Here is an 18458-nt window from a genome sequence, read left to right on the forward strand (position 1 = left end):
ACGTTCGGCGTGCGCGGCCGGCCACGCACACGTCCAGGGCCCGCTCACCGGCCCCCAGCAGGCGGGAGGCGCGGAGCAGAGCTGTGCCTCGTCGGTGACCTTGCGCAGCGCCGCCTGTCCGACGCCCATCCGCACCGCCGACGCCCGGACAGCCTCGGCCAACCGCCTCCTGCGCTCCTCGCGTTCCCCATCCCGGGTCCACCGGGCCGGGGCGCCGGCCGGCCCACCGGCCGACGGGCCGCCGGAGACCGTGGGAGGCGGCCGCGCCGCCCCACACGGTCGCGGGGGTCCCGCGGTGGAGTCAGGCCCGCACCGGCGCGCCACCCGTACGGCTGCCGTCCCGGACGCTCCGGCGCCCCAGCGCGTGGAAGCGGGACCGCGCTGGGGGGTCGCGCGTCGGGTCAGCAGCAGCGCGCTGACGGGGTGCAGCCGGGACAGCTCCGCCTGCCGTAAGGGCGTGAGACGGCAGTACACCGCCTGCCCCGCATCCCAGGGCGCCAACGGCAACACGCCGAGGGCGACGGCCGTGAGGAACGACGCCGAGCCGGCGCTCCAGCCGGTCCACCGGTCGCTCCAGGGGGCTGCACGGCCCGAACCGGGCGGGCTCAGGCGGGCCCAGGCGGACCGGCGGCCGGAAGGACGAGGTGCCCGCATGTTCCCCGTGGCACGGCACTCCGCTCCGCGGTCGGCAGATCCGTACGCACCTCACCGTCCCCACCGCGGACCCGCCGGACATGGGCCCACGTCCACGCGAGTTCCGTTCGGCCCCACCCGGCCGCCGCGGCCCGGCGCGGTGGCGCTGGTGCGCGCCGCCGACCGACCGGGCGTCGAGGACGGCTCGGCGGTCAGGCCCACTCGTCCTGATCGGTCCTCGTGGCCGCTCGTCCTGCCGCCCCGTCGCCCCTGACCACGGCGACGGGACAGTGCGCGTGGTGCAGCAGGGCCTGGCTGGCCGAGCCGAGGAGCAGCCCGGTGAAGCCGCCCCGTCCGCGTGCGCCGGCCACCACCAGCTGGGCCTCACCGCTGGCTTCCAGCAGGGCCGGGCGGACCCGAGCCCGCACCAGGCGCTGCTCCACGGGGACCCCGGGCCGGCGCTGCCGCCAGGGGGCCAGTGTCGCGTCCAGCAACCGCTGCCCCTCCGCACGGAGCCGGTCGATGTCGACCACCAGGTCGAGAGGATTGTCCGGACCCACGGAGGCCGACTCGCTCCAGGTGTTCCACACGTGCAGCGCCACCAGGTCCACGCCGCGCAGCGACGCCTCCACGAAGGCGAACTCGACGGCCGAGGCGCCGGCCGGTGAACCGTCGACCGCCAGCAGCACAGGGCCGCCCGGATCCGCACGGCCGCGTACCACCAGTACCGGACAGCGGCCGTACGCGGCCAGGTGTACGGCGGTCGAGCCCAGCAGAAGACCGCCGAACACGCCGAGTCCGCGGCTGCCGACCACGGCGAGCGAGGCGGTGCGCGACTCGGTCTCCAGCACCGCGAGGGGCTCTCCCAGGGTGATCTCCCGGGTGATCTCCACCCCCGGTCCAGCCGCGTGAGCCCGCTGCTCGGCCTCGGCCAGCGTGCCGTCCACCAGCTCGCGCAACCCCGCCGCGGCAGGACTCCACGGCGGCGCGCCGGGCGGCGGGAGCAGGGACGGCGTGCCGAAGGCGTGCACCAGCCGCAGGCCCACGCCGCGCAGGCCGGCCTCCCGTGCGGCGGTCTCCACCGCGGCCAGGCTGGACGGGGAGCCGTCCACGCCCACGACGACCGGGTTGTCCATGACACACCTCAGGCTTCTCGCGGGTTCACTCGCGGTGCAGCACGACCTTCAGGGCTCCGTTGGCAGTGCCGTGGGCGACCACCTCGTAGGCGTCCCCCATCCGGTCCAGAGAGAAGGCGTGGGTGACCAGCCCGGAGACGGGGAGGCGTCCGAACCGCATCAGCTCCAGCAGCCACCGCGTGGAGGACGTGTCCACCTGGCCCATGCTGATGGTCACGTTCTTGCGCCAGAGGAACTCCAGATGCAGCGTCGCCGGTCTGCCGTGGGTGCCGATGGTGGCGATGTGCCCTCCCGTGCGCACGGCACGCGTGCACAGGACGAAGCCCTCCGGCTCGCCCGACGCCTCGACGACCACGTCGGCGCCCGGTCCCTCGGCCAGGTCGGCGATCATCCGGCCCGGCGACTCGGCGGCGTCCGCCCCCATCCGCAGGGCGGTCCGCAGCCGGGCGTCGGCCAGGTCCACGACGATGACGCGGCGGGGCGAATAGAGTCGCGCGACGAACACCGTGGCGAGCCCGACGGGTCCCGCGCCCACCACGACGACCGTGTCGCCCGGGCCCACATGTCCGTTGCGGACCCCGACCTCGTAGGCGGTGGGGAGGAGTTCGGCGAGCAGGACCGCGTCGTCGAGCGGGAGAGCGGACGGGCGCCGGGTGGTGGAGTGGTCGGCGAACGGTACGCGCACCAACTCGGCCTGGGTTCCGTTGACGAGATTGCCCAGGATCCATCCGCCGCCCCCGCGGCACTGCCCGTACCTGGCGTCGCGGCACTCCTCGCAGTCGCCGCAGGCCGACACGGACGACACGATCACCTGGTCGCCGGGACGCAGGTGATGGACTTCGCCACCGATCTCCATCACCTCGCCGACGGCCTCGTGGCCGAGGACCGTCCCCGGCTTCACCTCGGCCAGGTCTCCCGACCGGATGTGCAGATCGCTGCCGCAGACGGTGGTGGCGTCGATGCGTACGATGGCGTCGGTCGGCTCCTCGATCACCGGGTCCGCGACGGTGTCCCATGAGGTCTGCGCCGGGCCGTGGTAGACGAACGCTCGCACGGTTCTCACTCCCTCGCTCCCCACCTCCCACGGTCACTCCCGCCGTACGTCCGGGCAACACGGCCGCCCGAGTCGTCGGCAGGCCGCGTGGCAGCGGCCCCCGACGCGCAACACGCTGGACGTGTCGGCGAACAGTCCGGCCGGGAACAGGGCGCGGGAGGAGGCAGCGGCGGTGGATTCCCCTGGTGGTGCGTGTCGACGGATCCGACGGATTCCGAGAGGGGGAGCCTTCAGGTGGTCGACCGGGCCGCCGCCGATGGGGCCCGGCACGGGGTCCCGTTCCGGCTGGTGCACGCGGCGGCCGGGGACCGTGAGGCGTCGGAGGCGATCGGCAACGCCTCGACACGGCCGGACAGCGCGCTCCCGCCGTACCGTTGACCGGCGAGGTCTCGCACGAGCACGCGGCCTCACCCTCGTCGCAGCCGACGAGGGCGCCTTCGCTCCGGTCCTGGGATCCCGAGGACTCGGAGATCTCGACGGCAGGCTGCCGGGCTCGGTCAGCCTCGCCGTCGCGGCCCGCGCGGACTGCCCGGTCGTCGTGGTGCGCGGCGGTGCCGACCACCGGGAGGCCCGGATCGGCAGGGTCTCGTGGGCGTCGAGGAAGGGGACGGCAGTCGCACGGTGGTGGCCTTCGCGTTTCGCGAGGCCCACGTCCGGCACTGCGGACTCCGCTGCACGCCTGGACCGCGCCGTCCGGCGCGTGCACGACACCGCAGGCCGGTTCCTGGTTCCTGGAAGCCCACCGCCGCCCGCCGGCGCAGGTGCTCGACGACGCCCCGCGCCACCGCGTGGCACGGTACGGCGACACCACGGCGAGCCGCCCTCTGATCGAGCGACCGGCGCGACCGGCACTCCTGGCAGCCGCGTCGACGGCGGACCTGCCGCGCACCGCGCCACAGCCGGACGACGGGGAACCGCTGCCGTGCCGTACAGCCGTGAAGCGAACCGTCCGGGCCGACCCGGCGAGCCCGGCCGCCCTCCGCGGCGCCCCCGCGTGTCCGCTCCCGGCAGGTGCCTCCGCCGCCCGGAAGCCCGCCCCCCGTACGCCCACGGCCGGCAGCCACCGCGCGCGGCCCTCGCCTCCGGCACCGCCATACCTCGGCCGCTGGCATGTCGCGGCGCCGGGCGGGCGGTGCGACGGTATTCACAGGGACTGCTCGCAGCGTGCGCGCGGGCTGTCGGCACCCTGGCGGAGAGGGCGGTGACGGCGATGGACCTGCCACTGGTCGTGGGCGTCGACGGATCGGACTCCAGTCTGACGGCCGTCGACTGGGCGGTGGACGAGGCGGCGCGGCACGGACTCCCCCTGCGGCTGGTCCATGCCTCGCTGTGGGAGGTCTACGAGGAAGCCCAGCCGTCCTTCGGCACCGACCGCCCCGTCCCGGAGGTCATGGCGGAGCACATCGTGGCGTCCTGCGTGGAGCGTGCCCGGCGGCGCGACCCGGAGGTGAAGGTGTCGGGCAGCGCCATGGCCGAGGGCGCCGTGTCCATGCTGCTGCGGGCGGCGCCGGATGCGTTCGCCCTGGTCACAGGCTCGCGTGGGCGTGGAGAGATCGCCGGGATGCTGCTCGGGTCCGTCAGTCTCGCGGTGGCGGCTCGCGCCGTGTGCCCGGTCGTCGTGGTGCGTGGCGGCGAAGCCCACCGCGCGGGAACCTTCCGCCGGATCGTGGTGGGGGTCGGGGAGCCGACCGGGGCCACGGGCGCCGTACGGTTCGCGGTGCGCGAGGCCGAGGTGCGCGGCTGTGCCCTGACGGCTGTACGGGCCTGGCGTACGCCCGCGCAGGAACCCGTGGACCACATGCTCATCGCGGACGACGCCGCACGGCTGCGCGAGGAGCGGGCGTCGACCGCTCTGGAGGACGCCCTGCGCACGACCCTGCGGGAGCATCCCGGCGTCGATGTCCTGCGCCGTCCCGTCGAGGGCCCCGCGCACCGCGTCCTGCTGGAGGCCTCGGCCGAGGCCGATCTGGTCGTCGTCGGCGCTCGGCGCCGGCACGGTCGTTTCGGGCTTCAGCTGGGCCGGGTCGCCCACGCCCTGCTGCACCACTCCGCGTGCCCGGTGGCCGTCGTCCCCGAGCCGGTCTGAGGCCCGCCGCACGCATCCGCGCCTCTGTGACCGTTGCGCGGGCAGGGAAGGGCGGGGCCATGTCTACTGGGACGGGCTGTTCGTCCTGCCCTTCCTCAACCCGCACCTCCCGGAGTCTCCCGGGCGCTGCTCGACCGCCGCTGCCGGCGTCTGCCCCGGGCACGCCGAACAGGGCTCGTGCGCGCCTCAGCCGCCCGGCGGGGCGGTGCTGTGCCGGATCACCAGGCGGGCCGGGACGAGGTCCGTGCCGGGCCGTGCGCCGTCGCGGGTGCGGATCTGGCGCAGGGCTTCCCGGACACAGCGGCGTCCGACCTCCGCGAAGTCCTGGCGGACCGTGGTGAGGGGCGGGGTGAAGAACGCGGCGTCGGGGGTGTCGTCGAAGCCGACGACACTGATGTCCGAGGGGACGGACACCCCGCGTTCGTGGAAGGCGTGCAGCAGGCCGAGGGCCATCTGGTCGTTGGCGGCGAAGACGGCGGTGCAGCCGGGCTTCTCGGCGAGGGCGAGGCCGGCCGCGTGGCCGGACGCGGCCGACCAGTCGCCGTGCAGGGGCGCGGGCACCGGGCGCCCCGCCTCCTCCAGGACCGCGCGCCAGGCCTCGGTGCGCCGCCGTCCCGCGTACGACGTCTCGGGCCCGGACACGTGCCATACGGTCCGGTGGCCGAGACCGAGCAGGTGCCCGACGGCCTGCCGGGCACCATCGGTCTGATCTGTGTCGACCACGCTGTAACGGTCGCCGGCGTCCGAGTCCACGACCACCACGTGGACGCCCGGCGGCAGTTGCACGGTGCCGGTGTCGAGCAGATGGCTCTCCATGATGACGATGACGGCGTCGACGGCCAGCTCTCCCATGCGGGTGAAGGCGCCCAGCACGTTGTCCTGCGTGGGTACGTCGATGGGGATCAGCGTGATGGCGTATCCCGCGGCCGCCGCGTGGGTGGCGATCGCCTCGACGGTACGGCTGTTGCCCGTGGTGGAGAGGTTGAACAGGATCACACCGATGGTGTTGAACTGTCCGTATCGCAGGGCGCGTGCCGCGCTGTTGGGCCGGTAGCCCAGCTGCTGCATCGCGGCGAGCACCTGTTCACGGGTGGAACTGACCACCCCGGCGTGGCCGTTGGCGACCCGCGAGACCGTCTGTGACGAGACACCCGCCAGCTTGGCCACGTCCGCCATGGAGACCCGCTGTCTGCGGCGGCCGCCGGGCACACCGGAACTCCCGCGTCGCACACCACCGGCCGGCGGCGCGGCGGCGCGCCGCTCCGGTCCGTCGGGACTCATCGTGCCACCACTCCGACCTCTGTCACGCACCCGGATGTTACGCGGGACGACACCTTGACGACCGCCGGAGCGGGTGCCACGATTCCGTCGCCTTCATGTTTACGTAAACATTCCCCCGCGGCCAGCGCGAGCGGAGATCCCGTATCGCCTTGGGACGCGAAAGATGTTCACGTCACCATCGATGTCGTGGCCGGACCGCGGAGCCATCGAGGGGTGTCTGCGTGCGTCCCGTCCGGCACCCGACTCGCCTCTCCCCCGCGTCCGTCCGCCGAGCCGCCGTCTCCCGAAAGGGCCCCTTCCCATGCGCAAGCCTCCCGCCAGAGCCCGTCTCACCGCCCGTATGCGCGGCGCCTTCGTCGCGGTCGCGATCGCCGCGGTCAGCGGTACGACGCTCGCCGGCAGCCCGGCCTCCGCCGCGGTACCGGGCACCGGCACCACCCAGTTCAAGGGCGTCAACTGGGCCGATCCGCGCGACAACTACGCCGACGACGATTTGCACCTGTCCGGTCTGTCGCTCTCCGACGACTACGCCCGCACCTACGCGAAGGCGAGCCGGATCATCGAGGCCTTCCGCGCGAACCTCGGCGCCAACACCGTACGGCTGCCGATCAACCCGTACACGGTCAACGGCTCCTACTGGAAGTCGTACCGGGGTGTCATCGACGCGGCGACGGCCCGGGGCTTCAAGGTGATCCTCTCCTACTGGGAGGGCACGGGCGCCGCCAAGGACGGGTTCATCGACGACCCCGCCACCTTCTGGCCCATGTGGAACACGGTGGTCAAGACCTACACCGGCAACCGGCGCGTCTACTTCGAGCCGATGAACGAACCGCACGGCTACACCGGCAGCCAGTGGGCCGACATCGCCGCGACGTGGCTGTCGACCTATCCCTCGGTCCCGCGCGACCGCGTCTTCGTCAGTGGCGCGGGCTACAACGACCACGTCACCTCGGTGTGCGCCGACCCGCGTCTGAAGGGCACCTATCTCTCGCTGCACCACTACGGGTTCTGGAAGGACTACGCCACGTACGACCAGTGGGTGGCCGACCTCAAGGCACGCCTCGGCGACTGCGCGAACCGGACGGTCGCCGACGAGTTCGGCGCCCCGATGACCACGGGCCTCGACTACGACAGGCCGGCTCCCGACAACAACTCCGTCAACTTCATCCAGGCCGACACCGACACCTTCCGCAAACTCGGCATGGGGTCGGTCTACTGGCCCGGCCTGCGCACCGACGACACCTATTCGATCCAGACCCTGACCGGCACCACGGCCCGCCCCTGGCTCGCCACCACCAACCCGTCCGGTGCCGACCGGCTCGCCTGGGCCTGGGGCCGCGGCACGCCGGTGCGCCGCTGACGAGGCGGCGGGGCGGCGGGAGGCGCGGCGTCTGGAACATGGTCCGGGGCGGAGCCGGCACAGACTGCCCCAGATACCTGTCATGACGGCACGCTCCGCGCATCGAGACCGGTAGCACGCCGGCCGGCGGACCAGGGGACTGCGGGCCGCGTACCCCTCGGGCCGTCCGCCAGGGGGCAGGGGCCTGCCGCCGTCGCCGCCCGTCGGGGCACAATGACACGGACGACAGCACCAGCCGGCGCGACGTCGCCACGGGGGCCATGCGGCACGGGGACGTCGGGTTCCTCGCACGACGGGGGGCGTGCTCGATCTCGTCGACGAGGGCGACGGCGTAGTACTGCGTCGACTTCGTCACCCACCCGTGCCGCTCCGGCACGCCGCTGTGGATCGGCCCGGCCAGGTCCAGGGGTTCGGTCCAGCGGGGAGGGCGGTGAACGGCCCGCACCGGCTTTTCACCCCGTCCTTTCCCGGCCCCCGCCACCGGCATCGACCGGCTGATGCACCAGTGGTACGGCCCGCTCTGCCAGCAGCTCGGCACCGGCCCCGGCCACGCCGCCCTGCGCACCCTGCTGGATCAGCCGCGGGCCGAATTCACCCGGCCCGCCGGCAGGGTGTCGCAGGAGATCCCCCAACTCCTCCCCGCCGTCCTGCTGCGCATCGATCGCCTGCCGGGAGACGACGAGCCGGGCGACCCGCGCGTCGACGGCGAGATCCACGCCCGTCTCCGCACCGAGTTCGAAAGGGCGTACGCCACGACCCGTTGCGCCGGGGAGTACGCTCAGCGTCTCGGCTACCCGGTCAGGACTTTGACGCGCGCCTGTACGGCCGCCACCGGCCGGCCCGTCCCACAGGTCATCGACGCCCTCGTGGATCCTGGAGGCGCAGCGCCTAACCGACGCACACCGACACGCCGATCGCTGTCGTCACCCGCCGGCTGTGCTTCTCCGAATCCACCGACTCCCCCGGCGACTTCCGCCGCGTCCACCGCGGCCCGCCATGACCCCCGGGGCCCCGCACCGCGCCGGCCTCGTCCGTTTCCCACCGGGGTGAACGCTCGGGCCTCATGGCAGCAGGCTCCGCAAAGCGGCGCCGATGAGGGCGATGCCCTCGTCGATCTCGTGCGCGGCACCCGCCGCGTAGCCGAGGACCAGTCCCGGGGGGCCGGGGTTGATGCGGTGCCAGGACAGCGGGTGCACCTTGACACCCCGTGCGAGAGCGGCCGCCGCGAGGTCGGTGTCCCGCAGCCCGTCGTGGGGGGCGCTGCCCGGCGCGGTGCCGAAGGTGACGGTCAGATGCAGGCCGGCGGCGGCACCGTGCACGCGGGCGCCGGGCAGATGCCGCTCGATCGCCCGCAGCATCGTGTCCCGGCGACGGCGGTGGCGCTGCCGGAGATGGCGCAGATGCCGTTCCAGCTCGCCGGAGTCCATCAGGCGGGCGAGGACGAGCTGGGTGAGGATGCCGTTGCCGAGATCGGCGTACCGTTTGGCCGCCACCACGGCGTCCAGCCGGTCCCGCGGCACGAGGAGCCAGCCCACGCGGAGCGCGGGGGCGAGCAGCTTGGAGACGCTTCCCGCGTAGCACACGCCCTCGGGCATCAGCGACCGCAGCGCCGGCACCGGCGGCCGGTCGTAGCGGTGTTCGGCGTCGTAGTCGTCCTCGATGACCGTGCCTCCGCCGGCCGCCCAGCCGAGCAGTTCGCGGCGGCGCTCCCCGTCGAGGACGACGCCGGTCGGGAACTGGTGCGCCGGGGTCAGGAGTACTGCCGGTGCCCCGCTGTCCCGCAGCTTTCCCACGTCGAGGCCGGCCGCGTCCACGGGGACGGGCACGATCTCGTGGCCGCCGTACTCCAGCTGCTGGCGGGCGCCGAGCGAGCCGGGGTCCTCGACGGCGATGCGGTGGACGCCGTCCGCCCTGAGGATCTGCCCGAGCAGGCCGAGCGCCTGCGCCACGCCCGCGACCACCACCACCTCGTCCGGGTCGGCGCGGATGCCCCGGTTGCGGGCCAGCCAGCCGACGACGGCCGTGCGCAGCGCGGGCGTGCCGCGGGCGTCGCCGTAGCCGAAGTCGGCCGGGGTGGCGCCCGCGAGGACGGCGCGCTCGGCGCGCAGCCAGCTCGTGCGGGGGAAGGCGGCGAGGTCGGGGACGCCCGGGGCGAGATCGATACGGCAGGGCAGGGTGCGCAGGGCGTCGATGACGCCCTCGCGGTCGCCCGAACCGAAGAGCGCGGCCCCGTCGCCGGTCCGGGACGCGGGCCCGGCCATGGCCGCGGTCGATGTCCCCGACGCGGCCGTGTGGCGGGTTCGGATGGCGGCGGGCGCCGCCACGACCACCGTGCCGTGGCGGCCGCGGCCGGCGATCTGGCCGGACTCGGCGAGCCGCCGGTAGGCCTCGGTCACCACGCCCCGGGTGACGCGCAGTTCCCCGGCGAGGACGCGGCTGGCGGGCAGTCGCGTGCCGACGGGGAGGCGGCCGTCGGCGATGGCCGACCGCAGCTGGTCGGCCAGCCAGGCCGTACGCCCGCCGGGCGGCGCCTGCCCCATGTCCAGTTGGAGGAAGTCCGAGCCGATTCCCGCGCCGGCCGCCGGCGGGGCGGGCGCCGGCGCGTCCGCTGCCGCTGCCGCGGCCCGGCGCGGAGTTTTGGACCCCTGTACCGACGAGGTTGTGGACCTGCCCATGACGTCCATTGTGGAGGCAGCCTGGCGCCATGAACAAACCTTCCGCTTCCTTCGCCCCGCTCGTGCCGGGCGTGGTGGGGATGACGCTGGTCGGCAGCAGCGTCACCGTCTCCCGCGCCCTCGTCGGCGCCCCGCTGTTCACCAGCCAGGCCGTCCGTTACGCGGCTGCGGCCGCGATCCTGCTCGTCATGGCCCGGCTCACGGGTGCCCGGCTGTTGTGGCCGCGCGGCCGTGAGTGGGTGTGGCTCGGCGGGATCGCTCTCACCGGTCTGGTGCTGTTCAACGTGGCCGTGGTCAGGGGTGTCGCCCACGCGGAACCCGCGGTGATCGCCGTCGCGGTCGCGTGCGTGCCCGTCGTGCTCGCGCTGGCGGGCCCGGTGCTGGAACGGCGCAGGCCGAGCCGGCAGGTCCTGTGGGCGGCGCCTGTCGTCATGGGCGGCGCGGTGCTGGTGGAGGGCACCGGCCGCACCGATGCCGTCGGGGTGGCCTGGGCGGCGCTGGCCCTGGGGTGCGAGGCCGCGTTCACACTGCTCGCCGTACCCGTGCTGCGGCGGCACTCGCCGTGGGGCGTGTCCGTGCACGCGATGTGGCTGGCCGCCGCGCTGCTGTCCGTCCTCGGCCCTACGACGGAAGGGCCGGGCGCCGTGCGGGAGTTGAGCGGGACGCAGTGGGCGGCGGTCGGATATCTGGCGTTGCTGGTCACGGCGGTCGCCTTCGTGCTGTGGTACTCGACGGTCCGCGCCGTCGGGGCCGGGCGGGCCGGGCTTCTCACCGGTGTCGCGCCGCTCACGGCGGCGGTCGTCGGCGCCGTCACGGGCGGCGGCACACCGAGGCCGTCGGTGTGGCTGGGCATCGCCGTGCTGATGCTCGGCCTGGTCGCCGGCCTGCGCTCACGGCCCGTTCCCACCGGGGACGCGGACCGACCGGCCGCGGCCGGCGCCGCGCGCGCATCGGCCCGCTAGTGCCCGGGCAGGCAACGTTCGCCCCGTCGCGACGCCCGGCACGCTCCCCCGCTGCGCGGGAGGTGCCCCCACTCGCCGCACCGGCCGAAAGCCCAGGTACGCCCAGTACGAGGACTTCCGGCCGGCACGCCGACAGCACGCACCGGACGCCGCTCCTCGACGGGCAAACGATGCCTGCCGGGGCACTAGACCACGGTCTGGTCGAGGGCGGCGATGAACATGCCGAGCATGAGCCCGGACAGGACGGTGACGATCTGCCGGTGTTCCAGCCGCGGGAGCCGCGGAACCGCCGCCGGCACCCCCGTCGGGGCCGCCCTCGGGGCCGTCCTGGGTGCCGGAGGTGGTGGTGTCGGAGGCGGTCATCCCAGGTGCTCCGCTCACGCCGTCACACCGGGCCCCACCGGCCGCGGCCGCTGGGGTGGTGGGGCGTCGGGTCGGCTGCACGGCGCCGGACGAGATCGTCGCCGGGGGTCCGCGAACGCTGTCGGCCACTCCCGGAAGCCGAGTTGACGGAGGGCGGTCCGCAGATCAACGACCCGTACCGACACGCTACTTGGGGCGCCGCGCCATGTGTCAACGCTCGATGACATCGGTCGGCCGCATTTCGACAGGGCGCGCCGGGACCGCGAGGCTGTACACAGCGAACCGGGCGGAGGGAGCACCAGGTGGGCGGGGCGGGTGAGCGGCAACGGGGCGGCAACGGCCGTTCCGCGCCTCGGAAGTACGACGCGGCGGGCACGCGGGCGGCTCTGCTGAGCGCGGCGGCGCGGCGTTTCGGGCGCCGGGGGTGCGACGGCACGAGCGTCCGCGACGTCGCCAGAACCGCCGATGTCCACGCCGCACTCGTCTACCGGTACTTCGGCGCGGAACATGGGCTCTTCGAAGCGGTCGCGACGAGCGGCACCGCGCTGTTCGAACCGCTGCGGCACCTGCCGCTGGAGGAGGTGTCGGAGTGGATCCACTCCGTCGCGTTCGACGGCCCCGGTGAGGGCGAGGTGCCGCATCCGCTGCTGACGACACTCCGCTCCCCCAGCCGGGAGGAGGCCGTAGGACGCCTGCGCGCGGACGTGACCGACGTCTTCTCGGAAAGGTTCGCCGAGCACCTCGACGGGCCCGCCGCCGCGGTCCGCGCCGAGTTGCCGGCGGTGTGGATGCCGGGCATGGCGCTGATGCGCCTGGCCATCCAGACACCGGCGCTCAGCTCCGCACCGGACACCACCGTCCTGCCCTACATCACCACGGCCGTCGACTCGCTGCTCCGGCCGCCCGGCGAGGACGGGGAGACGGGCGCAGGGCGCCGGTGCGAGGCGACCGGGCGGTGGCACCACGGCGTCGGCGCCCGGTTCCGGCGAGCACCACGAGGACAGACCCGCACCGTGCGGCCACGACGTCACCTGCGAGAGGACGACTCGACCATGACATCAGTCCAGCGACCCCCCTTGACGGGACAGGGGCGGCGAGCGATCGAGGCGTTTCTGATCGACCGCGGTGCGGCCCGGATGCCGCACCCCGGCGGCACCCTGCTGGAACACCTCAAGCGTGTCGAGGAGGCCCTGGCCGGATGGGGCGCGGACAGCGTCGTCCGGACCGCGGGCCTGTGCCACGCCGCGTACGGCACGGACGGTTTCGGACCGTCGCTGCTGCCCGTCGCCGACCGGGCGACGCTCATCGCGCTGATCGGCGGACCGGCGGAAGCCCTCGTCCATCTCTACGCGAGCTGTGACCGCGCCGCCACCTACCCACGCCTCGACGGCACCGGGACCGTCGCCTTCCGGGACCGCTTCACCGGCCGTGTGCACCAGCCGCCGGCCGACGACCTGCGCGCGTTTCTCACCATCACGGCCGCCAACGAACTCGATGTGCTGGCCCACAGCGCGGAACTGACCAGGCGGCACGGCCCCGAACTGCACCGCTTCCTGGGCAGGGTGAGCCCGCTGCTGCCTCCGTCCGTACGGGACGCCGTCAGCCGGCGGCCGGCCTGACGGGATGTTCGGGCCGGCCGCCGGCGCTGGACGGCGCCGGCGTCAGGCGGGGGTCGGCGGCGTGAAGTCCACCGGCGGATTGAGCCGGGCGAAGGCCTCCTGGCGCTGGTAGGGGAAGTAGGGGTAGGGCGCCGGCTTGCCGCTGGCCGCGTCGAGCCGCGCCATCTGGTCCCGGGTGAGTGACCAGCCGACGGCGCCGAGGTTCTGGCGCAGTTGCTCCTCGTTGCGGGCGCCGATGATGACGGACGACACGGTCGGGCGCTGGAGCAGCCAGTTGATGGCGATCTGCGGGACGGCCTTGCCGGTCTCCTGTGCGATCTCGTCGAGCACGTCGACCACGCGGTAGAGCTGCTCGTCGTCGACCGGCGGGCCGTAGGCCGCGGTTTCGTGCAGCCGGCTGCCGGCCGGCAGCGGCTGGTTGCGGCGGATCTTGCCGGTGAGCCGTCCCCAGCCGAGCGGGCTCCACACCAGTGCCCCGAGGCCCTGGTCGAGTCCGAGCGGCATCAGTTCCCACTCGTAGTCGCGACCGACGAGGGAGTAGTAGACCTGGTGCGCGACGTAGCGCGGGCGGCCGTACTTCTCCGCGAGCGCGAGGGACTTCATCGCCTGCCAGCCGGAGAAGTTGGAGACGCCCAGGTACCGGACCTTTCCCGCGCGCACGAGATCGTCCAGGGTGGACAGAACCTCCTCGATCGGCGTGCCGGCGTCGAAGGCGTGCAGCTGGAAGAGGTCGATGTAGTCGGTTCCCAGGCGCCGCAACGCGTCCTCGCACGCGGCGATCAGCCGTGACCGCGAGGAGCCCGCGTCGCCCGGGCCGTCCCCCATGGGCAGGCTCGTCTTGGTGGACACGAGCACCTGGTCCCTGCGGCCCTTGATCGCCTCGCCCAGCACTTCCTCGGACGCGCCACCGGAGTAGACGTCGGCGGTGTCGAACATCGTGATCCCCGCGTCCAGGCAGATGTCCACGAGCCGACGCGCCTCCCGCACGTCGGTGCTGCCCCAGGCGCTGAACAGCGGTCCCTGGCCGCCGAACGTGCCGGCACCGAAGCTGAGCGCGGGAACCTCGAGCCCGGAGGCACCCAACCGCCTGTATTCCATCGCCACTCCCCCACCTCTTGAAACAGCCCACCTAATGGGTCATCGGTTCCGTTAAGATGCCCCCACCGTAGCACGCGAAGCTCGCTAATGAAACTGGAGTCCCGTTATGAGTTCGATGGATGCCGAGCCGGGAACGCTCCGGCCCGGTGGGCGTACCGCGCGGGTCCGGGCCGCGGTGCTCCAGGCGGTCGGCGACACCCTCGCCGAGCAGGGCTTCGCCCACCTGGATCTCACCGACATCGCACGCCGCGCCGAGGTGGGCAAGACGACCGTCTACCGCCGCTGGGGGACCGTCACCGGCCTGGTGGCGGACCTGCTGACGGACATGGCCGAACAGTCGCTGCCGCGCACGGAGACCGGCTCGCTGCTCGGCGACCTCAAGGCCAACGCCCGGCTGGTGCAGCGCACTCTGGCCGACCCGCGCCAAGGAGCGCTGTTCAAGGCCGTGATCGCGGCCGCGACCTGCGAGGCCAGGACGGCGGAGGCCCTGCACCGTTTCTACGAGGTCCGCGTCGACGAGTGGGCGCCGTGCGTGCAGCAGGCCGTCGACCGGGGCGAGGTACCGGCCGGCACGGACCCCCATGAGGTCGTCCGCGCCGTCTCCGCCCCCCTCTACTACCGCTTCCTGACCACCGCCTGCAGCCCCGACGAGGCCGCCGCGGACCAGGCCGCCGAAGCCGCGGCGGCCGCCGCGCGCGCCGGAGCCTACCTGCGCCGGGAAGAACGTCCCGCGTGACCCGCCTCCCCCGGACAAGCCCGTTCACGGCGCACCCACCTCACCGGCGCCGTCAACTTCGGCCTGGGTGGGTGCCGCGATCGAGCGTCCGGCGCGGTGTCATGAGGCGGCCCGCGACCTCGGGACAGAAGGAGACGACTCCGCGTCCGGGAGCCCGGCTTCCGGCGGGCCGGCGTACTTCCCCCTGAGGCCGCAAATGCTGTGATTCGGAGGGATTCAGAGGAATTCCGCGTCAAAGGCGGCCCGGCGTCGGCAGGATGGACGCATGGAACTTGGGGATGTGTGGCCGGGCGGGGTGCGGCCGGTGGCGGTGCGGGTTCCGGTGGAACCGGTCGAGGCCGCCGTGGAGGCCGACGCGGTCGACGCCGTGGTGCGGGCCGGCAGGGTGGCCGTCCGCGGCCCGCTGTTCGGAGTCGCCGCGCAGGACGCGGACGACGGCCGGCGGTGGCGGGTGGTGGTCGCGGTGTCGTCCGGCTGTCCGCAGGTGGCGCGGGACAGCCTGAACTCGCTGCTGTGGTTCCGCGCGAAGGACGAGGCACAGGACCGGGTGGAGCGTCGGGCCCTGCTGGCGGCGGTGGCCCGGCTGGAGCGCGAGCGCGTCGACGAACTCACGGTGCTCGGCACGCGCTACCGCGTCGTGCGCGCCGAGGAGTACGCCGGCACCGGTCCGGACGGCATCGAGCCGCCGCGCCCGACCGATCCGGAGCCCATCACCCCGGACTGGGACACGGGCACCAGGGAGGCGAAGGTCGACGCCGGCCTCGTCCTGGATCCTGACGCGCCGCTCACCCCTTCCCAGGCCGCCGAACGGCTCGCCCGGCGCGGCCTCGCGTACACCGGCTCCCGGTTCCCCGACGACGTGCGCGCCGAATCGCACCGCGCGCTCACCACCCACCCCGACGTCCTGCTGCTGCCGGCGACCTTCACGGTCGTGTCGCAGAACGGCCCCGGATGGCGGCCGGTCAGCGGCACCCACGCCACGGCGCACGGCGCCCGCAGGTCGCTCGACTTCCTCCTGACCTGGCTCGTGCCGCGTCAGCGCGACCTCCTCCCGGTAGACGCCGACCGGCAGGTCACCGCCCGTACGTACGTCGCCGACCATCCCGACGGCGCGGATTCGGAACTGGTCGCCTACGCCGAGGCCGCCGACCGGCTGCGCGCCGGCCGGGTCGACCGGCTGGACGTCCTGGGCACCGTGTACCGCATCGGCCGCACCCGCCGTCTGCTGCGCTGGGGACCGGACGGGCCCGAGGGACCGCGCCCGTCCGACATCAACAGCCAGGACCCCATGCGCCTGCACCCCGTACTCGACGAGGACGGCACCGTGCACCACGAGGGCGGCGAGGACCAGGTGGACTGAGCCGGGCGGAGCCGGTCCGGTCGGTGCCGGCCGTCGTCTCGCCGGTGGACCGCTTCGGTGGCGCGCAGTCGGAGCGCACGGCGGCTTGGGCGCATGGCCGACGTGGCCGGCAGACCGCGCAGTGGCCGGGCCGGCCCCGTGAACTCCTGGTCGCTCGTCCACACGGAGGTGGTCGACGGCAGGCCGACGAGGGCGGCGGCGGACCGTGCTGCCCCAGGAGCGCAGGCGGGCAGGCCAGGCCGGCCGGGCGGCGGCCGGCCGGTGCTCGCACGCTTCCGTCACGCGCCGACAGCTCCCGTACGCGCACCGATCGACGGGACCCGGCCACCCCGGCCCGGCGGCCGGCCGAGCGCCTCGCAGCGATGTCGGGGGGCGCGTCGATTCCCGGTCTCGGCCTGCCGGTGGTGCGGTCGGGAGCCGGCGCCGCGAGCGGGCGGTTGCGACCTCACGCGGCGACCATGTCGTCCCAGCTGATCCGGTGGTCGTACTGCCAGGCCATCCTCTCCGGGGTGGCGAGGCGGGCGAACACCGGCAGGAGGGCGTCGCGGACCATCCTGCCCACCGGCCCGGCGGCCTTCCCGCTGTTGGTCCGGGCGGCCTGGGCGATGACGCGCTCGACCCGGGCGCGGCGGCGGCCCTCGTACGCGGCGAACGCCTGGGGGTGCGGCAGGTCCCGCAGGGCACGGGCGAGTTCCACCGCGCTCTCCGCGGCGAGCGAGGCGCCCTGTCCGGAGCTGGGCGAGGTGGCGTGGGCGGAGTCGCCGACCAGCACCATCCGGCCGCGGTGCCAGCGCGGGACGTGCGGCAGGTCCTCCATGGGGCCGGCGGTGACCAGGTCGTCTGGCGCGGTGCGGCGCAGCAGGTCCAGCGCGGGGACGGTGTCGCGGGCGAAGGCCTCGCTCAGCCGCCTCAGCCACTCCTCGTTCGCCGTCCGCCGCACCTCCTCCCAAGTCAGATGGGGGTGCGGGAGATTGGCGAACCAGACGCCGCTGCCGTCGGCGAAGGTCTGGTGGCCGAAGAAGGCCTGTCGCCCGAAGGCCATGTACATCCGGTCGCCGGTGGACGGCAGTCCGGCGCCGTCGACGCGGGCGCCGAAGCCGAGGAGCCCCGAGTAGCGCGGCCGGGGAGCCCCGGGGTCGATCAGCCGGCGCACGGTGGAGCGCAGGCCGTCCGCGCCGATCAGGATGTCGGCCTCCTCGCTGGTGGTGCCGTTCGCGAAGACGGCCCGGATGCCGGTGGCGCTCTCGCGCACGTCGACGAGTTCGTGGCCGTGGTGGACCGGCACGCCGCGGTCCACGGCCAGGTCGTAGAGGCGGCGGTACAGCTCGGAGCGCCAGCTGAACTGCATGGGCTGGCGGATCTCGGTGATGGTCCGACCCCGGTGGTTCTGGAGCACGATGGCGTTCACCGGCGCCCCCACCCGGTCGAGACCGACGAGGCCGAGGGCGGCCCGGCCGTTGGGGGCGATGCTCAGGGCCCCGCCGATCCCGTCGGCGGTGGCGGTGTGGGACTCGTGCACGATGGCCTCGATCCCGGCCCGGCGCAGCGCGAGGGCTGCGACCGGGCCGGCGATGCCGCCGCCCACGACGATCGCGGTGCGGGTGCGGGTCATGTCAGTGCGTCCTTACGCGGGTGGGGTCGTCGACGGTGGGCAGGGCGCCGTCGCGGTGGGCGCGGCTCAGGTCGTTCAGGTAGGCGCGCGAGCACATGGCGGTGAGCTGGGCGGTGCCGCCGCGGCGGACGCGGATCTCGCCGTCGCGGGCCGCTCCCGCCAGCAGCAGCCGGGCCTCACCGGTGCCGGGCTGGGCGTCCTTGACCCGGCCGCGGCCGGAGAGGGCGAGGTCCCAGCCGTCCACGGTGACCGTCTCGGGCAGCAGCAGGGTGAGCGCGGCGGAGACCAGGTTCAGCCGCACGATGACCGGCCGCTCCCAGCTGATGCGCGGGGAGCGCAGGTCCAGCACGACGGTGGCGCGGCGGGCCCGTACGTCGAACTCGGCGGCCTCGGTCCAGTGCCCGAGGTGCTTCACGGTGGCGTGGTCCGCATGGATGCGCTCGGCGGACGCGAGCGGGATCGCTGTCGTCATGCGTTGATAGT

General features: G+C 74.2%; 14 protein-coding genes and 1 pseudogene. 7 read left to right on the forward strand and 8 right to left on the reverse strand.

Translation table 11 applies throughout. The features are described 5' to 3' along the window. Window positions 1-845: 845 nt before the first annotated feature. Window positions 846-1769 carry a universal stress protein gene (locus ACZ60X_RS26595; RefSeq protein WP_469603272.1) on the reverse strand — a complete coding sequence of 308 codons (924 nt, stop codon included), beginning with the start codon at window positions 1767-1769 and terminating at the stop codon, window positions 846-848. A 25-nt stretch (window positions 1770-1794) separates the two neighbouring features. After that, a complete protein-coding gene (locus ACZ60X_RS26600) occupies window positions 1795-2823 on the reverse strand; it encodes an alcohol dehydrogenase catalytic domain-containing protein (protein WP_469603642.1) in 1029 nt (342 codons plus the stop codon). 256 nt (window positions 2824-3079) lie between these two features. Between ACZ60X_RS26600 and ACZ60X_RS26605 the strand changes: the two are divergent. Continuing rightward, window positions 3080-3310, forward strand: a pseudogene (locus ACZ60X_RS26605) (hypothetical protein); the annotation flags it as partial. A gap of 723 nt (window positions 3311-4033) precedes the next feature. Next, the gene (locus ACZ60X_RS26610; protein ID WP_469603646.1) at window positions 4034-4909 is read left to right on the forward strand and encodes a universal stress protein; all 876 of its coding nucleotides are present in this window, start codon (window positions 4034-4036) and stop codon (window positions 4907-4909) included. Window positions 4910-5095: 186 nt separating this feature from the next. Here the strand turns inward: ACZ60X_RS26610 and ACZ60X_RS26615 are convergent, their stop codons facing one another. After that, a complete protein-coding gene (locus ACZ60X_RS26615; protein ID WP_469603276.1) occupies window positions 5096-6190 on the reverse strand; it encodes a LacI family DNA-binding transcriptional regulator in 1095 nt (364 codons plus the stop codon). Between the two features lie 301 nt (window positions 6191-6491). Here ACZ60X_RS26615 and ACZ60X_RS26620 point away from each other — a divergent pair, with 301 nt between their 5' ends. After that, complete coding sequence (locus tag ACZ60X_RS26620) at window positions 6492-7550, forward strand: glycoside hydrolase family 5 protein (protein ID WP_469603279.1); 1059 nt, start codon at window positions 6492-6494, stop codon at window positions 7548-7550. Window positions 7551-8002: 452 nt separating this feature from the next. Here ACZ60X_RS26620 and ACZ60X_RS26625 read toward each other — a convergent pair whose 3' ends face one another. Both ACZ60X_RS26625 and pdxR read right to left on the reverse strand, forming a co-directional pair. Further along, window positions 8003-8266: a hypothetical protein gene (locus ACZ60X_RS26625; RefSeq protein ID WP_469603282.1), complete on the reverse strand. Its 264-nt coding sequence runs from the start codon at window positions 8264-8266 to the stop codon at window positions 8003-8005. Window positions 8267-8611: 345 nt separating this feature from the next. Continuing rightward, window positions 8612-10234 carry a MocR-like pyridoxine biosynthesis transcription factor PdxR gene (gene pdxR / locus ACZ60X_RS26630; RefSeq protein ID WP_469603285.1) on the reverse strand — a complete coding sequence of 541 codons (1623 nt, stop codon included), beginning with the start codon at window positions 10232-10234 and terminating at the stop codon, window positions 8612-8614. Between the two features lie 20 nt (window positions 10235-10254). On the opposite strand from pdxR, the gene ACZ60X_RS26635 reads away from it, so the two are divergent. Both ACZ60X_RS26635 and ACZ60X_RS26640 read left to right on the forward strand, forming a co-directional pair. Beyond that, window positions 10255-11187, forward strand: coding sequence for a DMT family transporter (locus tag ACZ60X_RS26635; RefSeq protein WP_469603288.1), 933 nt, complete (start codon window positions 10255-10257; stop codon window positions 11185-11187). A gap of 665 nt (window positions 11188-11852) precedes the next feature. After that, a complete protein-coding gene (locus ACZ60X_RS26640; RefSeq protein WP_469603291.1) occupies window positions 11853-13169 on the forward strand; it encodes a DUF6817 domain-containing protein in 1317 nt (438 codons plus the stop codon). Window positions 13170-13211: 42 nt separating this feature from the next. On the opposite strand, the gene ACZ60X_RS26645 is transcribed toward ACZ60X_RS26640, so the two are convergent. Next, the gene (locus ACZ60X_RS26645) at window positions 13212-14267 is read right to left on the reverse strand and encodes an aldo/keto reductase (protein ID WP_469603294.1); all 1056 of its coding nucleotides are present in this window, start codon (window positions 14265-14267) and stop codon (window positions 13212-13214) included. Window positions 14268-14373: 106 nt separating this feature from the next. On the opposite strand from ACZ60X_RS26645, the gene ACZ60X_RS26650 reads away from it, so the two are divergent. Both ACZ60X_RS26650 and ACZ60X_RS26655 read left to right on the forward strand, forming a co-directional pair. Then, window positions 14374-15003 carry a TetR/AcrR family transcriptional regulator gene (locus ACZ60X_RS26650; RefSeq protein WP_469603297.1) on the forward strand — a complete coding sequence of 210 codons (630 nt, stop codon included), beginning with the start codon at window positions 14374-14376 and terminating at the stop codon, window positions 15001-15003. Between the two features lie 265 nt (window positions 15004-15268). After that, a complete protein-coding gene (locus ACZ60X_RS26655) occupies window positions 15269-16363 on the forward strand; it encodes a DUF5954 family protein (RefSeq protein WP_469603300.1) in 1095 nt (364 codons plus the stop codon). 445 nt (window positions 16364-16808) lie between these two features. On the opposite strand, the gene ACZ60X_RS26660 is transcribed toward ACZ60X_RS26655, so the two are convergent. Next, the gene (locus ACZ60X_RS26660) at window positions 16809-17975 is read right to left on the reverse strand and encodes an FAD-dependent oxidoreductase (RefSeq protein WP_469603303.1); all 1167 of its coding nucleotides are present in this window, start codon (window positions 17973-17975) and stop codon (window positions 16809-16811) included. Window position 17976: 1 nt separating this feature from the next. After that, window positions 17977-18447, reverse strand: a complete 471-nt coding sequence (locus ACZ60X_RS26665; protein ID WP_469603305.1) for a hypothetical protein — start codon at window positions 18445-18447, stop codon at window positions 17977-17979. Window positions 18448-18458: the final 11 nt, after the last annotated feature.

This window comes from Streptomyces sp. NPDC104106, assembly GCF_055584345.1.

Bases quoted from the DNA above. Each gene is read 5' to 3' on its own strand.
- ACZ60X_RS26595 (WP_469603272.1), bottom strand. From the start codon at position 1,769: ATGGACAACCCGGTCGTCGTGGGCGTGGACGGCTCCCCGTCCAGCCTG.
- ACZ60X_RS26610 (WP_469603646.1), top strand. From the start codon at position 4,034: ATGGACCTGCCACTGGTCGTGGGCGTCGACGGATCGGACTCCAGTCTG.
- ACZ60X_RS26615 (WP_469603276.1), bottom strand. From the start codon at position 6,190: ATGAGTCCCGACGGACCGGAGCGGCGCGCCGCCGCGCCGCCGGCCGGT.
- ACZ60X_RS26620 (WP_469603279.1), top strand. From the start codon at position 6,492: ATGCGCAAGCCTCCCGCCAGAGCCCGTCTCACCGCCCGTATGCGCGGC.
- pdxR (WP_469603285.1), bottom strand. From the start codon at position 10,234: ATGGACGTCATGGGCAGGTCCACAACCTCGTCGGTACAGGGGTCCAAA.
- ACZ60X_RS26635 (WP_469603288.1), top strand. From the start codon at position 10,255: ATGAACAAACCTTCCGCTTCCTTCGCCCCGCTCGTGCCGGGCGTGGTG.
- ACZ60X_RS26645 (WP_469603294.1), bottom strand. From the start codon at position 14,267: ATGGAATACAGGCGGTTGGGTGCCTCCGGGCTCGAGGTTCCCGCGCTC.
- ACZ60X_RS26650 (WP_469603297.1), top strand. From the start codon at position 14,374: ATGAGTTCGATGGATGCCGAGCCGGGAACGCTCCGGCCCGGTGGGCGT.
- ACZ60X_RS26655 (WP_469603300.1), top strand. From the start codon at position 15,269: ATGGAACTTGGGGATGTGTGGCCGGGCGGGGTGCGGCCGGTGGCGGTG.
- ACZ60X_RS26660 (WP_469603303.1), bottom strand. From the start codon at position 17,975: ATGACCCGCACCCGCACCGCGATCGTCGTGGGCGGCGGCATCGCCGGC.
- ACZ60X_RS26665 (WP_469603305.1), bottom strand. From the start codon at position 18,447: ATGACGACAGCGATCCCGCTCGCGTCCGCCGAGCGCATCCATGCGGAC.